The following is a 19726-nucleotide window of genomic DNA, read 5'->3' as shown; positions in this document are numbered from 1 at the left end:
CCCGACGGCGGGCTTATAACCCCAGGATGCGGCCGCTGTGGCCGAACCAGACGCAGGAGAGCGGGATGCAGGGGCAACGGCGGGTTTGGCTGGCAGCAGGGTTGCTGGGGGTGACGGCGCTGGGAGCGGGCATCTGGGGCTTTGCCGGCCGGCACGAAGCGCCGCAGGCCGCAGCCCAGGCAGCCGGGGTACCGGTGACCCTGGCGCGCGTTGCCCGCGAAGACCTGACGCAGAACATCGATGGCGTCGGTACCGTTACCTCGCTCGCCAGCGTTTTGGTGCGCCCGCAGGTGGAAGGCCAGCTCACCGCGCTGCTTGTCGAGGAAGGGCAGATGGTCAAGCAGGGCGAACTGCTGGCGACCATCGACGACCGAGCCATCAAGGCCGCACTGGAGCAGGCCGAGGCCACCAAGCAGAGCAATCAGGCGCAGTTGCGCATCGTCGAGCAGGACCTGGCGCGCTACCAGACCCTGATCCAGCGTGGATCGATTTCCCGGCAGACGGTGGAGCAGAGCGAAGCCGAAGCAGCCCGCCTGCGCGCCACCCTGCGCGGCAACGACGCCACCATCGACGCCGAGCGCGTGCGCCTGTCCTATACCCGCATAACCTCACCCGTCGCCGGCCGCGTCGGCATTCGCAATGTCGACGTCGGCAACCTGCTGCGCACCAATGACAGCAATGGCCTGTTCAGCGTGACCCAGATGTCGCCGATCTCGGTGGTCTTCGCCCTGCCGCAGGAAAACCTGCCGCAACTGCAGCCGCTGATGGCCGGCGACTCGCCGGTAGTCGCGCGTAGCCGTGACGGCGGCCAGCTGCTCGGCGAAGGCCATCTGCGCAGCATCGACAACCAGGTGGCCAGCAGCACCGGCACCATCCGCGTGCGGGCTGTGTTCGACAACAAGGACGGCAAGCTCTGGCCGGGGCAGTTCGTTGCCATCGACCTGCAGTCCGGCGTGCTGCACAACGGTCTGGTGCTGGACAGCCGCGCCGTGCGCCGCGGCCTGGATGGGGCCTTCGTGTTCCGCATCGAAGACGGCAAGGCACAGAAGGTGCCGGTGCGCATCGTCGAGGAAGTGGACGGACGCACTATCGTCGAAGGCCTGGCGGTGGACGATGAGGTGGTGCTCGACGGCCACTCGCGCCTGACCCCGGGGGCCCGCGTGGAAGTGCAGGGCGACGTGCAGGCCCTGGCCCGCCGGAGCGAGCCGTGAGTGTGCGTGCCGGCATGTCCGGCTGGTGCGTGCGCCACCCAATCGCCACTTGCCTGCTGACCATCGCCTCGCTGTTTCTCGGGCTGCTGGCCTTCTTCCGGCTCGGCGTAGCGCCGCTGCCGCAGGTGGATTTCCCCACCATTCAGGTACAGGCGCTGCTGCCAGGCGGCAGCCCGGAGACCATGGCGTCTTCGGTGGCGACTCCGCTGGAGGTACAGTTCAGCGCTATTCCCGGCATCACCCAGATGCTCTCCACCAGCGCGCTGGGATCGACCACCCTGACGCTGCAGTTCGACCTGGACAAGAACATCGACGTCGCCGCCCAGGAGGTCACCGCCGCGATCAACGCTGCCGCCGGGCGCCTGCCGGCGGACATGCCGAACCTGCCGACCTGGCGCAAGATCAATCCGGCGGACAGCCCGATCATGATCGTGCGGGTCAACTCCGAGCTGATGCCGCTGATCGAGCTGAGCGATTACGCCGAAACGCTGCTGGCGCGTCAGCTCAGCCAGATCAGCGGGGTGGGTCAGATCTTCGTGGTTGGCCAGCAGCGCCCGGCGATCCGCATCCAGGCGCAGCCGGAGAAGCTCGCCGCCTACCGCCTGACCCTGGCCGACCTGCGCCAGTCGCTGCAGTCGGCCAGTATCAACCTGGCCAAGGGCGCGTTGTTCGGCGATGGCCGCGTGTCCACCCTGGCCGCCAACGACCAGTTGTTCAGCCCTGATGAATACGGCGATCTGGTGGTGGCCTACCGTGCCGGTGCGCCGGTGTTCCTGCGTGATCTGGCGAAGGTGGTGAAGGCGCCGGAAGACGACTACGTGCAGTCCTGGCCGGACGGCCGCCCAGGTGTGGCACTGGTGATCCTGCGCCAGCCCGGCGCGAACATCGTCGATACCGCCGATGCCATCCAGGCCGAGCTGCCACGCCTGCGCGAGATGCTGCCGGCGGGCGTCGAAGTGGAAGTGCTCAACGATCGGACACGGACCATCCGCGCTTCGCTGCACGAGGTGGAGCTGACCCTGCTGCTGACCATGGGCCTGGTGGTGCTGGTGATGGGCCTGTTCCTGCGCCAGCTGTCGGCTACCCTGATCGTCGCCACGGTGCTGGCAGTGTCGCTCAGCGCCAGCTTCGCGGCCATGTACCTGCTGGGCTTCACTCTGAACAACCTGACGCTGGTGGCGCTGATCATCGCGGTGGGCTTCATCGTCGACGATGCCATCGTGGTGGTGGAGAACATCCACCGCCACCTGGAGCAGGGCAAGGATCGAGTCGAGGCGGCGCTGGCCGGCGCCTCGGAGATCAGCTTCACCGTGGTGTCCATCAGCTTCTCGCTGATCGCCGCGTTCATCCCGCTGCTGTTCATGGGCGGTATCGTCGGACGGCTGTTCCGCGAGTTCGCCGTCAGCGTCACGGCCGCCATCCTCATCTCCGTGCTGGCCTCGCTGACCGTGGCGCCGATGCTCGCCTCGCGCTTCATGGGCGCGCCGAAGCATGGGCATGATGACGGCGGTATCGCCGGTTGGCTGCTGGCGCGCTACGCGAAGGGGCTGGACTGGTCGCTGCATCATCAGCGCACCGTGCTCGCCGGCTTCGTAGTCTGCGTGGCCATCGCCGTGGCCGGCTACGTCGGCATTCCCAAGGGCTTCTTCCCGTCCCAGGACACCGCCTTCATCTTTGGCACCAGCCAGGCCGCCGAAGACATCTCCTATGCCGACATGGCCGAGAAACACAAGCAGCTGGCGGACATCATCGCCGCCGACCCGGCGGTGCAGAGCTACAACCATGCCATCGGTATCACCGGCGGCAGTCAGAGCCTCTCCAATGGTCGCTTCTGGATCGTGCTCAAGGACCGTGGCGACCGTGACGTCTCCGTGGACGAGTTCATCAACCGCATCCGGCCCAAGCTGGCCAAGGTGCCGGGTATCGTCCTTTATCTGCGCTCGGCCCAGGACATCAACCTCGCCACCGGCCCGGTGCGCACTCAGTACCAGTACGCCCTGCGCAGCAATGACAGCGCGGCGCTGGCCTTGTGGGCGGACCGGCTGACCCAGCGGTTGAAGGAGGAGGGTGGCCTGCAGGATGTTTCCAACGACCTGCAGATGGGCGCCAGCGTCACCTCGCTGCAGATCGACCGGGTGGCGGCGGCGCGCTTCGGGCTGTCCGCCGAGGACGTCAGCCAGACGCTGTATGACGCCTTCGGCCAGCGCCAGGTCGGCGAATTCCAGACCGAGGTCAACCAGTACAAGGTCATCCTCGAACTGGACTCGCGGCAGCGTGGCCGTGCCGAGAGCCTGGGGTGGTTCCACCTGCGTTCGCCGCTGACCGGCGAGATGGTCCCGCTGGCGGCGCTGGCGCGGGTCGCGCCGGACAAGTCGGGGCCCTTGCAGATCAACCACAACGGCATGTTCCCGGCGGTGACCCTGTCCTTCAACCTGTCGCCGGGCGTGGCCCTGGGCGACGCGGTGGGGCTGGTGCAGCGCGCGCAGGAGGAGATCGGCATGCCGTCCAGCATCAGCGGCGAGTTCCAGGGCGCGGCGGCGGCCTTCCAGAGCTCGCTGGCGAGCCAGCCGCTGCTGATCCTCGCGGCGCTGTTCGCGGTCTACGTGATCCTCGGTGTGCTCTACGAGAGCTTCGTGCACCCGCTGACCATTCTGTCCACCTTGCCCTCGGCGGGCATCGGTGCGGTGTTCCTGCTCTGGGGCTGGGGGCTGGAGTTTTCGGTGATGGCGTTGATCGGCCTGGTGCTGCTGATCGGCATCGTCAAGAAGAACGGCATCCTGATGGTCGACTTCGCCCTGGCCGCGCAACGCCAGCGCGGGCTGTCGCCCTATGACGCGATCCGCGAGGCGTGCCTGGCGCGCTTCCGGCCGATCATGATGACCACGCTGGCCGCTTTGCTGGGTGCGATCCCGCTGATGATCGGCTTCGGCACCGGCTCGGAACTGCGCCAGCCGCTGGGTGTGGCGGTGGTCGGCGGGCTGATCTTCAGCCAGGCGCTGACCCTGTTCAGCACCCCGGTGGTGTACCTGGCGCTGGACCGGCTGTTCCATCGCCAGGCCGCGCCGGCCCTGATCGAAGGTGCGGCGTGAGGCGGGGCTGGGTAGCATGGATGATGGGCGTGGCGAACGAGGAACGGGCATGCGCGTACTGATTGTCGAAGACGAGAGCAAGACCGCCGACTACCTGCAGCGCGGGCTGAGCGAGCAGGGTTTCACCGTGGATGTCGCGAGCAATGGCATCGACGGCCGGCACCTGGCGCTCAACGGCGAATACGACGTCATCGTCCTCGACGTGATGCTCCCCGGCATCGACGGCTACGGGGTGCTGCGCGCCCTGCGCGAACAGCGGCAGACGCCGGTGATCATGCTCACCGCCCGCGAGCGTGTGGAGGACCGCGTGCGCGGCCTGCGCGAAGGCGCCGACGACTATCTGATCAAGCCGTTCTCCTTCCTTGAGCTGGTGGCGCGCCTGCAGGCTCTGACCCGCCGTGGCGCACACCTGGAGAGCGCCACGCAGATGCGCATCGCCGACCTCGCCATCGATCTGGTCAGCCGACGCGTCCAGCGTGGCGGAACGCGCCTGGAACTGACCGCCAAGGAGTATTCGCTGCTCTGCGTGCTGGCCCAGCGCAGTGGGGAAATTCTCTCCAAGACGGCCATCGCCGAGTTGGTCTGGGACATCAATTTCGACACCGATACCAACGTTGTCGAGGTCGCTATCAAGCGTCTGCGCGCCAAGCTCGACGGGCCTTTCGACACCAAGCTGCTGCACACCATCCGCGGCATGGGCTACGTGCTGGAGAGTCGCGCCGCCCAAGGGGGCGAAGCGTGAGGGGGCTGTCGCTGTCGACCCGCCTGGCCGGCATGTTCGCCGCCGCCGCGCTGGGTATTTTCCTGCTCATCGGCTCGGCCCTGTACTGCGTGCTGGACGGGCAGATCGAGCGCCTGCAGCGTTCGGAACTCGACACCCGCTTCAACATGGTCGCGCGCATGCTCGACAAGCCGGACCTCGCCGAGCGTTGGCCGCACATGCAGCTCAAGCTCAATACCCTGAGCCAGGAGTACCAGCTGATCCGCTTCTGGATCGACAGCGACGATTCGCGCTTCCGCTACGGCCAGCCCACCGACGCAGTGCGGCGGATGCTGGGCAGTGGTAATGGCTACGCTGAACTGGAGTTGCCCGAACACGACTCGCCACTGAGTGCACGCGTCGGTGTTCTGCCGGCCAGTGGCGGTCGCCCGGCGCTGGTGCTGCTCGCGGCGATCGACAGCGTGGCCTTCCAGCATGCGCGCCATGCCACCCTGATCACCCTCTTCGTGCTGTCCGCACTGGGTATTGCCCTGGCGACGCTATGCGGGCACTGGATCGCACGGGTCGGCCTGCGGCCGGTGCACGAACTGTCCGCCGAGGCGCGGCAGATCAGCCCGAAGCAGCTGTCCCAGCGCCTGCGTCTGGAAGGATTGCCGGCGGAACTGTCGGCATTGGCCGGCGCCTTCAACGAAGCGCTGGACCGGCTGGAGCAGGCCTACCTGCGCCTGGAGTCGTTCAACGCCGATGTTGCCCACGAACTGCGCACGCCGCTGGCCAACCTGATCGGCCAGAGCCAGGTGGCGCTGTCCCGCGAGCGCAGCGCACAGGATTACGAAGAGGTTCTGCAATCCAATCTGGAAGAACTGGAGCGTCTGCGCGCCATCGTCAACGACATGCTGTTCCTCGCCCGTGTCGACCAGGGCGGGCTGGCGGCCGAGCGGGTGGAAACCTCGCTGGCGGCCGAAGTAGCGACCACCGTGGATTTCCTCGAGGTGATCTTCGACGAGCAGGGCGTGCAAGTGAGCCTGCGCGGTGACGCGCGGGCCTGCGTCGAGCGGGCGCTGTTCCAGCGCGCGGTGACCAACCTGCTGTACAACGCCGCCCAGCACACCGCGCCGGGCGGTCGCATCGACGTGCGCCTGAGCGGCGAGCGTGGCGCGGCGCTGGTGGAAGTCAGCAACCCCGGCGAGCCGATCACCGCCGAGCAGCGCGCGCGCCTGTTCGAGCGCTTCTACCGTGCCGACATGGCCCGCGCCAACAGCCAGAGCAACCACGGGCTGGGGCTGTCCATCGTCAAGGCGGTGGCGAGCATGCATGGCGGCTCGGTGTTCGTGCGCTGCGAGGGTGGGGTGAATACCTTTGGCTTCACCGTGGATGCGGTGGGGGCGGTGGGGGCGGTGGGGCACCGTTCGGATGATGACGGAGAAGTGCGGGAAGTCGTGCTCGTTTGATGGCGTTGGCACTGAGACGTTTTCCCTCTCCCCAACCCTCTCCCTGAAGGGAGAGGGGACTGGATTGGTCTCAGGCGAATTGCCGAGCTAGCCGGACGCTGCGAGCCGCTCCCTCTCCCTTCGGAGCGGGGCGCGCAGCCAGGGCTGGGGAGAGGGGACTTGCCCCGGCGGAGGACTCAATCCAACCGCCGCGTCTTCACCCGGATCAGATAGATCGTCACCAGCGTCGCACTGGTCAGCATGAAGGCCCAGGCCCACGGGCGTTGCACGATGAAGCCGGAAACCAGGATGCTGCACCACATCAGGCCGATGGCGTAGACCTTGCCCTTGAGCGGGATGCCTTCGCCGTCGAGGTAGTCGCGGATCCACGGGCCGAGTCTGGGGTGGTTCACCAGCCAGTCGTAGAAGCGCTGGGAGCTGCGCATGAAGCAGGCGGCGGCGAGCAGGAGGAAGGGCGTGGTGGGCAGGACTGGCAGGAAGATGCCGATCACGCCCAGCGCCACGCTGAGCCAGCCCACGCCGAGCAGGCAGTAGCGAACCCAGGCGTGGCGGCTCTGGCGGATTTCTCGTGGCATCGATCGACGTACGCGAAGCGAACCCGGAGCCGCGTTGCGCGGCCCCGGTAGCGGATCAGTGGGTGCGGGGCTTGAGCAGGGCCGGTTTCTCTTCCGGGGCCTGGCACAGCAGGAACAGGTTGGTCAGCAGCTCGGGGATCTGCGCGACCATGTCGTCCACCAGTCCACGGTCGCTGGCGATCTCGTCGAACTCGGGTTGTTCGTCGAACAGGCCGGAGCCGACCATGATCGGCAGCAGCAGCTCGCTGACTTCTTCCTCGGCCTGTTCGAACCAGATGGCCTCACGCAGGAACACGCCTTCCATGAAGCCGATGCACCAGCCGCGAATGTCGGAGTCGTCCGGCTCGTCGCCCAGGTAGGGCTCGCAGGGCAGCTCCAGCTCCTCGTCACCCGCCATCTGGCGGATGATGTGCGCCTTGAGCTGAGCCAGGGTGGATTCGATCTCGCTGCGCTCTTCCTCGCTGCGGTAGTGCGGCGGCTCGGCGAACAGGGCGTCGATCCACTCGCGCTCCGGCACTTCCTCCGGGCAGATCGCCAGGGCGGTCAGGTAGCCGTGTGCCGCCACGTAGTCCAAGGCTTCCTCGTGCAGGTCATCGGCATCGAGAAAGGCTTGCAGGCGGGACAATTGGTCGGCGAAGGACATCGGGTACTACCTCGGAGGTGATCGGTCCCGAATTGTAGTCTTTCCGCCGGCTCGCGGCAAAAGCCAAATGCCCGTGCAGCCCGCGCCGACGCAGGGCTCCGACGCAGAGCTCGGACGCATGTGACGGATTTTTCCGCAGTTTCCCGGACAAGGTGCCGGCCGCGACCGGATGGCTTGCGTATAATGCGCGGCTTCATTCGGAGTCCCCCATGCTCGATCAGGCCCTGCGCATCCTCAAAGACGTTTTCGGTTACGACGCCTTCCGCGGCAATCAGGCGCGGATCATCGAGCGCGTGGCCGGTGGCGGTGATGCGCTGGTGCTGATGCCCACCGGCGGCGGCAAGTCGCTGTGCTTCCAGGTCCCGGCGCTGCTGCGCGAAGGACTGACGGTGGTGGTGTCGCCGCTGATCGCGCTGATGGAAGACCAGGTCGCCACGCTGGAGGAACTGGGCGTGCCGGTGGCGGCGCTGAACTCCTCGCTGAGTCCCGATGCCCAGCGCGAGATCGCCGATCGCCTGCAGCGCGGCGAGATCAAGCTGCTCTACCTCGCCCCGGAACGCCTGGTGCAGCCGCGCATGCTGGCCTTCCTGCAGCGCCTGGAGATCGGCCTGTTCGCCATTGATGAAGCGCACTGCGTGTCGCAATGGGGCCACGACTTCCGTCCTGAATACCTGCAGCTGGGCCAACTCGCCGAGCTGTTCCCGCATGTGCCGCGCATCGCCCTGACCGCCACGGCGGACATGCGTACCCGCGAGGAGATGATCCAGCGCCTGCACTTGCAGAACGCCGAGCAGTTCCTCTCCAGCTTCGACCGGCCGAACATCTTCTACCGCATCGTGCCCAAGGAGCAGCCGCGCAAGCAGCTGCTGGGCTTCCTCAGCGAGCGACGCGGCGATGCGGGGATCGTCTACTGCATGTCGCGCAAGAAGGTCGAGGAGGTTGCCGAGTTCCTCTCCAATCAGGGCTTCCCGGCGCTGCCTTATCACGCCGGCTTGTCCAACGACCTGCGCGCCTATCATCAGAAGCGCTTCCTCAACGAGGAAGGGCTGATCATGGTCGCCACCATCGCCTTCGGCATGGGTATCGATAAACCCAACGTGCGCTTCGTCGCGCACCTGGACCTGCCCAAGAGCCTGGAGGCGTACTACCAGGAAACCGGCCGCGCCGGCCGTGACAGCCTGCCCGCCGACGCCTGGATGGCCTACGGCCTGCAGGATGTGTTGCTGCTGCGGCAGATGATGCAGAACTCCGAGGGCGACGAGCGCCACAAGCGCGTCGAGCGGCACAAGCTCGAAGCCATGCTGGCGCTGTGCGAGGAAACCCGCTGCCGCCGTCAGGCGCTGCTGGCCTACTTCGACGAGGTGATGCCCAATCCCTGCGGTCACTGCGACATCTGCGTCGATGGCGTGGAAACTTGGGACGCCACCGAGCCTGCGCGCCAGGCGCTGTCGGCCATCTACCGCAGCGGCCAGCGCTATGGCGTCGGCCACCTGGTGGACGTGCTGCTGGGCAAGGACACCGAAAAGGTGCGCAGTGTCGGGCATCAGCACCTGGCAGTATTCGGCATCGGCAAATCCCGTGGCGAGGACGAGTGGCGCACGCTGTTCCGCCAGCTGGTCGCCCGTGGCTTCGCCGATGTGGACGTCGATGGCTTCAACGGCCTGCGCCTGACCGAGGCCTGCCGCCCGCTGCTGCGCGGCGAGGAGACGCTGGCCCTGCGCCGTGACCCCAAGCCGCAGCGCAGCAAGTCCGCTTCTTCCGGCGGTGCCAGCCCGGCCAGCCAGTTGGTGCGCCAGGAAGAGCGCGAGATGTGGGAAGCCCTGCGCACCCTGCGGCGCAAGCTGGCGGAGGAGCACTCGGTGCCGCCCTACGTCATCTTCCCCGACGCCACCCTGCTGGAAATGCTCCGCAGCCAGCCCACCACGCTGTCCGCCATGGCCCAGGTCAGCGGTGTCGGCGCGCGCAAGCTGGAGCGCTACGGCCAGGCCTTCCTCGATGTCCTCACCGAGTCCGACAAGGCGCCGGACACCCCGGCTCCGGTCACCGATCTGCGCCACGAACTGGTGACCCTGGCCCGTGCCGGCATGACCCCCGCGCAAATTGCCCGCCAGCTCGATTGCAGCGAGAAGAATGTCTACAGCCTGCTGGCCGAGGCCATCGGCAAGCAGCAACTGACTCTGGAGCAGGCGCTTGACCTGCCCGAGGAGCTACTTGGCGAAGTCCAGGATGCCTTCCTCGACGAGGACGGCGAGCTGCCGCCGGTGAGCGCCATTGCCGAACTGTTCGAAGGTCGCGTGCCGCTGGGCGTTCTGCATTGCGTGCGCGCCGCCCTGCAGGCCGAACTGGAAGTCTGATCGCCCGGAAATACGGCGTTACAGATGAAATATCAATGTGCCAGCAACGGCGCCTTTCCCCACCAGTCATAGCTATCAGTACGGATCACTTTCGGAGTGACAGATGGCGAGCTGGGTGCGGGTAGTGGCAGGGCTGCTGGTCGTTGGGCAACTCAGTGGATGCGCCAGTGCTGGCGGGCTGACAGAAGGTGGCAAGAACGCCTTGATCGGCGTTGCAGCGGTGGCGCTGGTAGCAGGGCTGGTGATCATGTCCAAGGACGATGATGACGACGACCGCGACTGCCGCAAGCACCATAGCCGCTCCGATCGCCGCTATTGCAACGACTCGTACTACGGCCACGATCGCTACCGGAATTCCCGGGATGATCGCTGGTGAGTGTTTTGCCCTGTCAGTTTCGTGACGGGGCAAAACGACAAACTTGTGACGCACGTCCCGAACGGCTATGGTGGCACTTAGACCTCCACGAGAAGAGGTGAGCGTGCCACAACAACAAAGCTGGCTGGACGACGTCCGCTCCAATGCCTATGCCGAACAGCTCTCACGGGGCTTTCGTCGCCTGCGTTTCGAACCCGACCTCGAGACCCAGTACCGCCATTACCTGCTGGAAGACAGCTTCGATCTCAAGCGCACCGCGCTGACCATCGGCGTGCTGATCTGGCTGGCGCTGGCGGCTATCGACTTCCTTCTGATCCGCACTGTAGAACACTGGGACATGCTCGCCGTTCGGATCGGCGTGCTGGTGCTGCTGACCGTCTGTGGCGGGCTCATCCTGCAGCGCCGGCATACCCAGTTGCTGGTACCGTTGAGCCTGGCGTGCATCCTCAGCGTCGGCATCGGCGCTGCGGCCGTGGCGGGCATCGCCCACACGGTGGACCCGAGCTATCCCTATGAAGGCCTGCTGCTGGTCAGCATGGCCGCCTACTTCCTGATCGGTCTGCGTTTCGCCGAGGCGGTGGGCTGCGCCTCGGTGATCCTGCTGGCGTACGTGGGCTTCGAGCTGTACGCGGGGTTGCCGTTGCCCAAGCTGATCAGCAACGTGGTGTTCCTGCTGCTGGCCAACCTGGTCGGCGCGGTGGGGTGCTACCTGCTGGACTACAAGTCCCGCCAGCACTTCCTCATCAGCCGTCTGCTGAAGGTCATGGCCGAGCACGACGCCCTGACCGGCCTGCACAACCGCCGCAGTTTCAATCGTCAACTGGAGCGCCTGTGGCGCCAGGCCCAGCGCGAAAGTGTAGGGCTGGCGCTGCTGCTCTGCGATGTCGATCACTTCAAGGCCTACAACGACCGCTATGGCCACCAGGCTGGCGATGGCGTGTTGCAGCGCATCGGCGAGGTCCTGGCGGCCAGTGCGCGGCGCCCGCTGGACATGGCCGTGCGCCTGGGGGGCGAGGAATTCGCCGTGCTGCTCTACGGCGCCAGCGAGCGCGAGGCCAGGGAGCGCGCCGAGGTCGTGCGCGAGTCGGTGCAGGCCATGGGCATCGCCCATGAGGGGTCGCTGACGGCGGACGAGGTGACGCTGTCCATCGGTGTTTCCTGCCTGTGGCCGGAGACCGGCCATCCGCTGCGCAGCATCTACGAGCATGCCGACCGTGCCCTTTACGAAGCCAAGGCGTTCGGACGCAACCAGGTCGTCGCCTGATGGCCCATTCGGTCCCCCGAGCTGGCGCCGTGCGTGACTGCGGTGCGCGCCGGCGCGGTGCTAGCATGCGGCGCACCCCGTCACCGAGCCCGCGCCCATGCAGCAGCTGATCCAGCCCAACGGCCAACCGCACTACGGCATCTTTCCCGGCACCCCGGCGACCATCAATTACCGCGACTTCGACTTCCGCTCGCCCATGGGCCGGCGCCTCGGGGCGCTGAGCAAGTGGCGCAGCTTCCACCAGTTCCAGTACTTCGGTCTGATCAGCCCGACGCTGATCGGCGGCTGTGCACTGGCGGATGTCAGCCTGCTCACCATCGGTTTCGTCTACCTCTACCACCCCGAGAGTGGGCGGATGATCGAACGCCAGTTCAAGTGCCCACTGGGCATGGGCTCGAACTTCTCGCAGACGCCCAACGATGGCGTCTGTGAATTGCGCCAGGGGCGCAACCTGCTGCGTCTGGAGAACGGCTCCGCGCCCTTCGAGAAGCGTCTGCTGGTCGAGCTGGACGACGGCACCCGCATCGACGCGCGCTTCAGCGAGGAGCAGCCGGCATTTCAGCCCATGAGCCTCTGCACGCCAACCGCGGTGAATGGCTGGGTGTATGCGCGAAAGGTGGCCGGCGTGCACTGCAGCGGTGAAGTGCGCAGCGCGCTGGGCAACTACGACCTTCGCGAGCTGAATGCCTATGCACATCACGACTGGTCCGCTGGCTACATGCGCCGCGAGACATTCTGGAACTGGGCCTGCCTGTCCGGCGAGACGGAAGGGCGGCGCGTCGGGCTGAACCTGTCGTGCGGTGTCAACGAGACCAGCTTCACCGAGAACTGCTATTGGCTCGACGGCCAGTTGGTGAAGGTCGACACGGTGCGCTTCGAGTTCGACCGCGACCATCCGCTGCAACCCTGGACCATCCGTTCCTACGACGGCCAGGTCGAGCTGCACTTCGAGGCCCACGGGCTGCACCAGGAACGCCTCAATCTCGGCGTGCTGGCAAGCAACTTCAAGCAGATCTTCGGACGCTTCAGCGGTGTGCTGCGACCGGCGGGGCAGGCCGAGGTGCGCATCGAGAACTTGTGGGGGTTCGTCGAAGACCAGTACGCGAAATGGTGAGATAGCGATTTACAACCTGCGACAATCTGTCATTGTACGAGCTTGATTAGCTGGCTAATAATTAGTCAAATCAATTAGCCGTCCAACTTCTTACCGTACGCAGCACAATGTCAGACAACGATAAGCACTACTTCGGTACCCAACTGGCCCAGGCTTCGCGTGCATGGCGGGCCGAACTCGACCGCCGTCTCAGCCACCTCGGCCTGTCCCAGGCTCGCTGGCTGGTGCTGCTGCACCTGGCGCGCCACTCCGCCGCCCCGACCCAGCGCGAGCTGGCCCAGTCGGTCGGTGTCGAAGGCCCGACCCTGGCCCGACTGCTCGATGGCCTGGAAGCCCAGGGGCTGGTCCGCCGCCAGGCCGTGGCTGAAGACCGCCGTGCCAAGCGCATCGCCCTCACCCCCAAGGCAGACGTCCTGATCACCGATATCGAGAACATCGCCGCCGCCGTTCGCAACGAAGTGCTGGCGGGGATTTCGGAAGAAGAAATCGCGCTGTGTCAGAAAACGCTCAGTCGAATTCTCGGCAACCTCGAGCGAAACTGAGCAATTCATCACGTTATTCGGGTAAAGTAGCCATTTTTCTGGCGGTCCTCCACGGGGCCGCTAGCCATTCGCCATCCACCCCTTAACCATTCGCCGGTTTTTCGACGATTTATCTTGACCAAACTCCGTGCAACACCTAATCCGTGATATCAGACGGCCTGTACCCTGCAAGGTACAGAGGGGTGGTGCGTGACGGTCTGCAGTCCGGCATGGCTTCAAGTGTGTGGACAGGTTCAGCCTGCTGCTTTCGAGTGGTCAGGGAATGGCGTGCAGACCCGGACAATGGGATGGGGTTATGGCTCGAATAAATAGAATTCCGCTGACGCTTGCCGCACTTTCGGTTTTTGTCTCCGCTCACGCGAATGCCCTCGGTCTTGGGGATATCACGCTGCACTCCGGGCTGAACCAGCCACTGGATGCCGAGATCGCCCTGCTCGAGACCGGCGACATGACCTCCGACGAACTCATTGCGAAGCTCGCGAGTCCCGCCGATTACGAGAATGCCGGCGTCGACCGCTTCGTGTTCCTGCAGAACCTGCGCTTCACCCCGGTGATCCGCAATGGTCGTGGCTACATCAAGGTGGTGTCCACGCAGCCGGTGCACGAGCCTTACCTGAATTTCCTGATCGCCGTGGAGCGCCCCAACGGTCGCATGCTGCGTGAGTACACCGTGCTGATCGATCCGCCGGAGTACAGCGCCAACCGCAGCGTGGCCGCCAATGTCGGGGTGAGCGACGTCTCGCCTTCGCGCTCTTCGGGTTACCGTCCGGACGTCTACCGCCCGGAACCCGTGCGCCGCGCGCCGGCACAACCGCCGCTGCCGGCGGGTGATGGCCGCTACACCACGGTGCGCAATGACACCTTGTGGAAGATCAGTTCGCAGCTGACCGGCAGCGGCGCTTCCCGCGCGCAGCTGATGGACAGCATCGTCGCGCTGAACCCGCAGGCCTTCGTCAATGGTGACCCACATCGCCTGAAGGTGGGCCAGACGCTGGTCCTGCCGCAGGGCCAGCAACACGTCGGCACCGGTAACATGGCCTCGGCGCCGCAGCCCGCTTCCGCAGCTCCTGCTACGGCCATCGAGCAGCCAGCCAGCGCGTCGCAGGTACCTGCGGCCGCTGCAGCCAGTGCGCCGTCCCAGGCCCAGGGCAATGCTGCCGTACCGACAGCGCCGGCCGCTGATGCCAGCGCCGCCAAGGTGGAGGCCGACCTGCTCCTGGCCAACGCGCAGCGCGACCAGATGGACCAGCGCATGGACGACCTGCAGAAACAGCTGGTATCCCTCCAGCAGGCCCTGCAGAGCCGCGACCAGCAGGTGCAGTCACTGCAGGCCGAGCTGGATCGCCGCCAGGGCGAGGAGGCCTCGGGCACTGTGCCGGGAGCCAATGCTCCGGCAGCTGACGCAGCCACTGGCAATGCCCCGACCAATGCCGTGCCCGCCGCTCCCAATTCCGTGGCGCCGGTGCAGCAGGACACTCCGGCAGCAAGCGCCGAACAGCCGGCAACCCCGGCGCAGGATGCCCAGGGCTTCGGTTTCAATTACTGGCCCTGGCTGGGTGCCGGCGCTCTGGGCGCGCTGCTGGTCGGCCTGCTGTTCGCCCGCCGCAAGCGCGAGGAAAAGCCGGTCGAGATGCCGCCTCAGCGCGCGGCCGCGCCCGAGCCGATGAAACCGGTTCCGCAGGTCAAGCCGCTGGCGGCCGCTGTTGTGGCTCCCGTACCGACGCCGCATCCGGTGGTGGTCGCCACGCCGGAGCCGGGTGTCGCCCGTCTGCCCGCGGCCAGCGCGGACAGCCTGGAAGGTGCGGACATCTACATCGCCTACGGCCGCTTCACCCAGGCCCGCGACATGCTGCGCAAGGCGGTCAACGCCGAGCCGAACCGCCGCGAGGTGCGCATGAAGCTGCTGCTGGTATTGGCCGAACTGGGCGACGTGGCGGGCTTCCATGAGGAAGAGCACGCCCTGGTCGCGGCCGGCGGTGACCAGAAGCAGATCGACCAGCTCAAGTCGCGCTACCCGGCGATGCTGATTCGCCCGGAAGACACCCTGCAGCCGCCAACCGGCGAGACGCTCACCGACTGGGACGACCTGGAGTTGGGCGAGCCTGTGGCCACTCCCGTGGAACAACCCAGGGCTGCGCAGGACCAGCCGGATTTCGCCATGAACCTCAGCGACCTGTCGCTGGACCTGGATTGGGACAAGCTCGACACCCCCTTCGAATCGACCCGGCAGGGCAAGGCTGCACCCAAGGCCGCACAGGAAGTGCCGTCGGACTTCCGCAGCAATCTGCATGAGCTGCCGGAAATCACCGAGCTGGACCTGGGCGAGCACGGCGAGATGTTCGGCCATGGCAGCAAGACCATGGGCGTGGAGGAGGAGCTGAGCTTCGACCTGCCGGATGATATCGGCCACGAGCACGACGAGCTGCTGGCCAGCCTCGATCGCGCTCGCCAGTGCATCGACCAGGGCAACCTGGAAGAGGCCTACGGCATCCTCAAGCAGGTGATCGCCAGCGGCGACTCCAAGGCCAAGGCCGAAGCGCGCGAACTGCTGGCGCTGATAGCCTGATCCTCACCGCGTATAAAAAAGCCCGGCCGATGCCGGGCTTTTTCTTGGGCGCAGATTTTGCCCGCTCGAATCACACAGCGGGTTAGAAATTGCGGCCCAGGTTGATGTACACCGCGTGCTCGCTGGCATCGTTGAGGCCGTAGCTGAAGGACAGTGGCCCCAGTGGCGTCTCGAAGCCCATGAGGAGGCTGCCGGCGTTGACGTAACCGGTGTCGTAGCTGTTGTCGTTGTTCCACACCCGCCCGCGTTCCAGGCTGCCGCCCAGGTAGAAGGGGAAGTCCAGCGGCAGGAAGGATCGCTCCGTCATCCTCCGGTAGTAGATGACCCGCCCGAGGCTGTAGTTCTGACCGGCCAGCGCGTCCTGGCGGTAACCCGAAAGCTGCCGCGCCCCGCCGAGGAGGAAGCTCGACACCACCACGTCGGCGTCGTCGATGGTGCGTCCGTAACCGCCGCCCAGCACCCAGGTGTTCGGGCCCGTGCTCAATGCCTTGTCCAGGTGGAATTCCCACTGCCGGTAACGGTCGTCGTCGCCCAGGGACGGCGTGTGTTCACGGAAGGAGGTCTGGATGTTCTCGCCCTCGCGGGGGAAGTCGACGTTGTCCATGGTGTCGAAGGAGTACTGCAGCTGGGCGTAGCCTTCGTTGAAGTGGTAGTCGGGCAGGTCCTGTTCGCCCACCCGCACGTCGGCCTTGCCGAAGGCCTGGGCGATACCCAGACGGAATTCGCCGTTGTTGGCGATCTGCCGGCCCAGATTCAGCCCGTAGCCGTAGCGCTCCAGGCGGTACTCGGCGATGGGGTCGTCGTTGTCGGTGGCCTCGACGTTCTGCGCCTGGTTGAACACATAGGGCGCGACGAAGTAGCGCGAGCCCACATCCAGCGGCTGGTAGAACTCGCTGTAGAGTTCCTGCTGGCCGCCGATCTGCAGGCGCGTCAGCCATTCCGCGCCGAGGCGGTTGATGCCGTTCATGCGGTAGCTGCCGCCGACGTTGAAGGTACTGTCGCCGCGCAGGTCATCGGAGAGGTTCAGGCCCAGGCGCAGGTAGTCGGTGCCGCCGCGCTTGCCGTAGGCGTGGATGACCAGCACGTTGTCGGACTTGCCATCCACGCCCGTCTTGTTATGCACCACGCGGTACTGCACCTGGTCGAAGTAATCCAGGCCATACAGGGTGCTCATGTCGCGCTGCAAGCGCTCCAGGTCCAGGTGCTCGCCCAGCGGCTGGCGGATGTAGTGGAGGATCACGTCGTCGCTGACCTTGGAGTTGTTCTCCACCTCGATGCGGTCGATCACCGGCTGGCGCTCTCCTGGCGTGCGTGCCTCGTCCAGCGCCACCGCCTGGGCGTCGGCGGGTTTGCGCAGGGTGGCCAGGCGCGGCGCGAGGATGCTGGCGGCGCGGTAGCCGGCATCGATCAGCTGCGGCACCCGGCCGAAGTCGGTGGAGCTGTAGCCGCTGAGCGGTGGCTGTACGAGGATGTCGCTGGACTTGAGGGTGGCCAGTTGCGCTTCGGAATTCTTGCGGGTCATCAGGGTGACGGACTGATTGAGCATGTCCAGCACTGTGGTCAGCTGCTTGCGGTCTGCCAGCGGGTTGCCGATGTCGACCACGATGACCACGTCGACGCCCATCTGCCGCGCCACGTCCACAGGAATGTTGTCGACCATGCCGCCGTCCACCAGCAGCTTGCCGTTGACCTCCACTGGCGCGAATACCGCGGGGATCGACATGCTGGCGCGGATCGCCTGGGGCAGGTGGCCCTTGCTGAACACCACCTTCTCGCCGGTGGCGATGTCGGTGGCCACTGCGCGGAAGGGGATCGCCAGTTTGTCGAAGTTGCGGGTGTCGCTGGTGTGCACCAGCAGGCTTTCCAGCAGCATCGACAGGTTCTGCCCCTGGATCGCTCCCAGCGGCAGGCCGAGGGTGCCGTCGTCGCGGAAGCTGAGTTTCTGCTTCACCAGGAAGTCGCGGTCGTCCTGCTTGCGGCGGAAAGGCACGTCGACTCGGGGCGGCGAGTCGGACAGCGCCTCCTTCCAGTCCAGGCCCAGGGCCAGCTGTTCCAGCTCTTTAGGCGTGTAGCCCGCCGCATACAGGCCTCCGATCACCGCGCCCATGCTGGTGCCGGCGATGGCGTCGACGTGGATGCCCTGTTCGTCCAGCGCCTTCAGCACGCCGATGTGCGCCAGGCCGCGCGCCGCACCGCCGGAGAGGACCAGGCCGATCTTCGGTGGGGTGTTCGCCGCCAGGGCGCCGAGAGGAAGGAGCAGAAGGAGGGCGAACAGCAGTCGTCGCATGAAGAGAAGAGTCCGGTAGGGCGTTTCAGACCGGTATTATAGGTTCGCGTCCTACAGCAGAGTCTGATTCATGTCCGAAGCCAAAGCCGAAATCGTCATCACCTATTGCACCCAGTGCCAGTGGCTGCTGCGCGCCGCCTGGCTGGCCCAGGAACTGCTGAGCACCTTCGGCGACGACCTGGGCAAGGTCAGCCTGGTGCCGGGCACCGGCGGGGTCTTCCACATTGCCTGCGACGGCGAGCAGATCTGGGAACGCAAGACCGACGGTGGGTTCCCCGAGGCCAAGGTGCTCAAGCAGCGAGTGCGTGACCGCATCGATCCGCAGCGCGACCTGGGCCATAACGACCGTTCCTGAACCGACGCTGTACCGCCTGGCAGAACCATTCGATAGCAGGCTAACTTCCTTGCTTCATATCAAGGGGGTACGCCGGTACCACTTTTAGTCTGAGAGCACCCATTCTCCACAGGAGGTGCCCTCATGAGCATCATTGTCACAGGCGCCGCCGGCTTCATCGGCAGCAACCTCGTCAAGGCGCTGAACCAGCGCGGCGAGACCGACATCATTGCGGTCGACGACCTGACCGAGGGCGACAAGTTCGCCAACCTCGCCGACTGCGACATCAGCGACTATCTGGACAAGCGCGACTTCATCGAGCGCTACGCCCGTGGCGACTTCGGCGTGGTGCGCGCGTTACTGCACCAGGGCGCCTGCTCCAGCACCATGGAGCGCGACGGGCGCTACATGATGGACAACAACTACCGCTACAGCGGCGAGCTGCTCGATGCCAGCCTGTCACTGGGCGTGCCGTTCCTCTATGCCTCGTCGGCAGCGGTGTACGGCGGCGCGCACGAGTTCCGCGAGATGCGCTCCTGTGAGAAGCCGCTGAACGTCTACGGCTATTCGAAGTTCCTCTTCGACCAGCGCGTGCGCAAAGTGCTGCCCACCGCTCGCACGCAGGTGGCCGGTTTCCGCTACTTCAACGTCTACGGCCCGCGTGAGCAGCACAAGGGACGCATGGCCTCGGTGGCCTTCCACTGCTTCAACCAGTTCCGCGATACGGGCAAGGTGAAGCTGTTCGGCGAATACGGCGACTACCCCGCTGGCGGCCACCTGCGCGATTTCGTTTCGGTGGAGGACGTGGCGAAGGTCAACCTTCACTTCCTCGACAACCCCGAGCGCAGTGGCATCTTCAACCTCGGCAGCGGCCGTGCCCAACCGTTCAACGACGTGGCCCTGGCAGTGATCAATACCCTGCGCGAACAGCAGGACCTGCAGCCGCTCACCCTGGACGCTGCGATCCGCGCGGGGCTGCTGGAATACACCGAGTTCCCCAATGAGCTGCGCGGCAAGTACCAGTGTTACACCTGCGCCGACATCGCCTTCCTTCGCGAGGCGGGTTACCGTGCGCCGATGATGGGCGTGGAGGAGGGTGTACGGCGCTATTGCCATTGGTTGCTGCAACAGGACTGATACCGCGTGTATCGGGCTTTTTACCCAGTCTTTACCGACTGCTGACACTGCGCGGAGGGTAG

At 65.9% G+C, this 19726-nt stretch carries 15 protein-coding genes; 12 read left to right on the top strand and 3 right to left on the bottom strand.

All coding sequences use genetic code 11. The features are described from left to right. The first annotated feature begins 65 nt into the window (after window positions 1–65). Genes ACKI1H_RS26870 through ACKI1H_RS26855 form a run of 4 tightly spaced genes read left to right on the top strand, consistent with a single transcriptional unit; the run spans window position 66 to window position 6472 of the window. Window positions 66–1211, top strand: a complete 1146-nt coding sequence (locus tag ACKI1H_RS26870; RefSeq protein ID WP_246084808.1) for an efflux RND transporter periplasmic adaptor subunit — start codon at window positions 66–68, stop codon at window positions 1209–1211. Then, window positions 1208–4300, top strand: coding sequence for a multidrug efflux RND transporter permease subunit (locus ACKI1H_RS26865; protein WP_138520354.1), 3093 nt, complete (start codon window positions 1208–1210; stop codon window positions 4298–4300). The genes ACKI1H_RS26870 and ACKI1H_RS26865 overlap by 4 nt, the downstream gene beginning before the upstream one ends. Before the next feature lie 49 nt (window positions 4301–4349). Continuing rightward, window positions 4350–5042 (top strand): heavy metal response regulator transcription factor, encoded by a 693-nt coding sequence (locus tag ACKI1H_RS26860; protein WP_138520355.1) that lies wholly within the window; start codon window positions 4350–4352, stop codon window positions 5040–5042. 5 nt (window positions 5043–5047) lie between these two features. Continuing rightward, window positions 5048–6472, top strand: a complete 1425-nt coding sequence (locus ACKI1H_RS26855; RefSeq protein ID WP_440468916.1) for a heavy metal sensor histidine kinase — start codon at window positions 5048–5050, stop codon at window positions 6470–6472. 176 nt (window positions 6473–6648) lie between these two features. Here ACKI1H_RS26855 and ACKI1H_RS26850 read toward each other — a convergent pair whose 3' ends face one another. Next, complete coding sequence (locus ACKI1H_RS26850) at window positions 6649–7047, bottom strand: YbaN family protein (protein WP_440466856.1); 399 nt, start codon at window positions 7045–7047, stop codon at window positions 6649–6651. A 55-nt stretch (window positions 7048–7102) separates the two neighbouring features. Then, window positions 7103–7690 carry a UPF0149 family protein gene (locus ACKI1H_RS26845; RefSeq protein ID WP_440466855.1) on the bottom strand — a complete coding sequence of 196 codons (588 nt, stop codon included), beginning with the start codon at window positions 7688–7690 and terminating at the stop codon, window positions 7103–7105. 209 nt (window positions 7691–7899) lie between these two features. Between ACKI1H_RS26845 and recQ the strand changes: the two genes are divergently transcribed. The 6 genes from recQ (at window position 7900) to ACKI1H_RS26815 (ending at window position 15906) form a co-directional block, all read left to right on the top strand. Next, window positions 7900–10044, top strand: a complete 2145-nt coding sequence (gene recQ / locus ACKI1H_RS26840) for a DNA helicase RecQ (RefSeq protein ID WP_138520358.1) — start codon at window positions 7900–7902, stop codon at window positions 10042–10044. 103 nt (window positions 10045–10147) lie between these two features. Next, window positions 10148–10420 (top strand): hypothetical protein, encoded by a 273-nt coding sequence (locus ACKI1H_RS26835; RefSeq protein ID WP_440466854.1) that lies wholly within the window; start codon window positions 10148–10150, stop codon window positions 10418–10420. Window positions 10421–10487: 67 nt separating this feature from the next. Continuing rightward, on the top strand, window positions 10488–11684 hold the full coding sequence (locus ACKI1H_RS26830) for a diguanylate cyclase domain-containing protein (protein WP_440466853.1): 1197 nt from the start codon (window positions 10488–10490) through the stop codon (window positions 11682–11684). A 97-nt stretch (window positions 11685–11781) separates the two neighbouring features. Then, window positions 11782–12798, top strand: coding sequence for a DUF2804 domain-containing protein (locus ACKI1H_RS26825; protein ID WP_138520361.1), 1017 nt, complete (start codon window positions 11782–11784; stop codon window positions 12796–12798). A gap of 107 nt (window positions 12799–12905) precedes the next feature. After that, window positions 12906–13340 carry a transcriptional regulator SlyA gene (gene slyA, locus ACKI1H_RS26820; protein WP_045212475.1) on the top strand — a complete coding sequence of 145 codons (435 nt, stop codon included), beginning with the start codon at window positions 12906–12908 and terminating at the stop codon, window positions 13338–13340. 295 nt (window positions 13341–13635) lie between these two features. Continuing rightward, window positions 13636–15906: a FimV/HubP family polar landmark protein gene (locus tag ACKI1H_RS26815; protein WP_440466852.1), complete on the top strand. Its 2271-nt coding sequence runs from the start codon at window positions 13636–13638 to the stop codon at window positions 15904–15906. 82 nt (window positions 15907–15988) lie between these two features. On the opposite strand, the gene ACKI1H_RS26810 is transcribed toward ACKI1H_RS26815, so the two are convergent. Then, entirely contained in the window at window positions 15989–18193 is a 2205-nt protein-coding gene (locus tag ACKI1H_RS26810) for a patatin-like phospholipase family protein (protein WP_138520363.1), read from the bottom strand. Window positions 18194–18263: 70 nt separating this feature from the next. Between ACKI1H_RS26810 and ACKI1H_RS26805 the strand changes: the two genes are divergently transcribed. Further along, window positions 18264–18548, top strand: a complete 285-nt coding sequence (locus tag ACKI1H_RS26805; protein ID WP_138520364.1) for a SelT/SelW/SelH family protein — start codon at window positions 18264–18266, stop codon at window positions 18546–18548. Between the two features lie 123 nt (window positions 18549–18671). Further along, window positions 18672–19664 carry an ADP-glyceromanno-heptose 6-epimerase gene (gene rfaD, locus ACKI1H_RS26800; protein ID WP_440466851.1) on the top strand — a complete coding sequence of 331 codons (993 nt, stop codon included), beginning with the start codon at window positions 18672–18674 and terminating at the stop codon, window positions 19662–19664. Window positions 19665–19726: the final 62 nt, after the last annotated feature.

Source organism: Pseudomonas sp. YH-1, from assembly GCF_051990045.1.
GTDB lineage: Bacteria > Pseudomonadota > Gammaproteobacteria > Pseudomonadales > Pseudomonadaceae > Pseudomonas > Pseudomonas nicosulfuronedens.
Note: the sequence above shows the minus strand (reverse complement) of the source record. Positions and strands in the feature narration are given on the sequence as shown.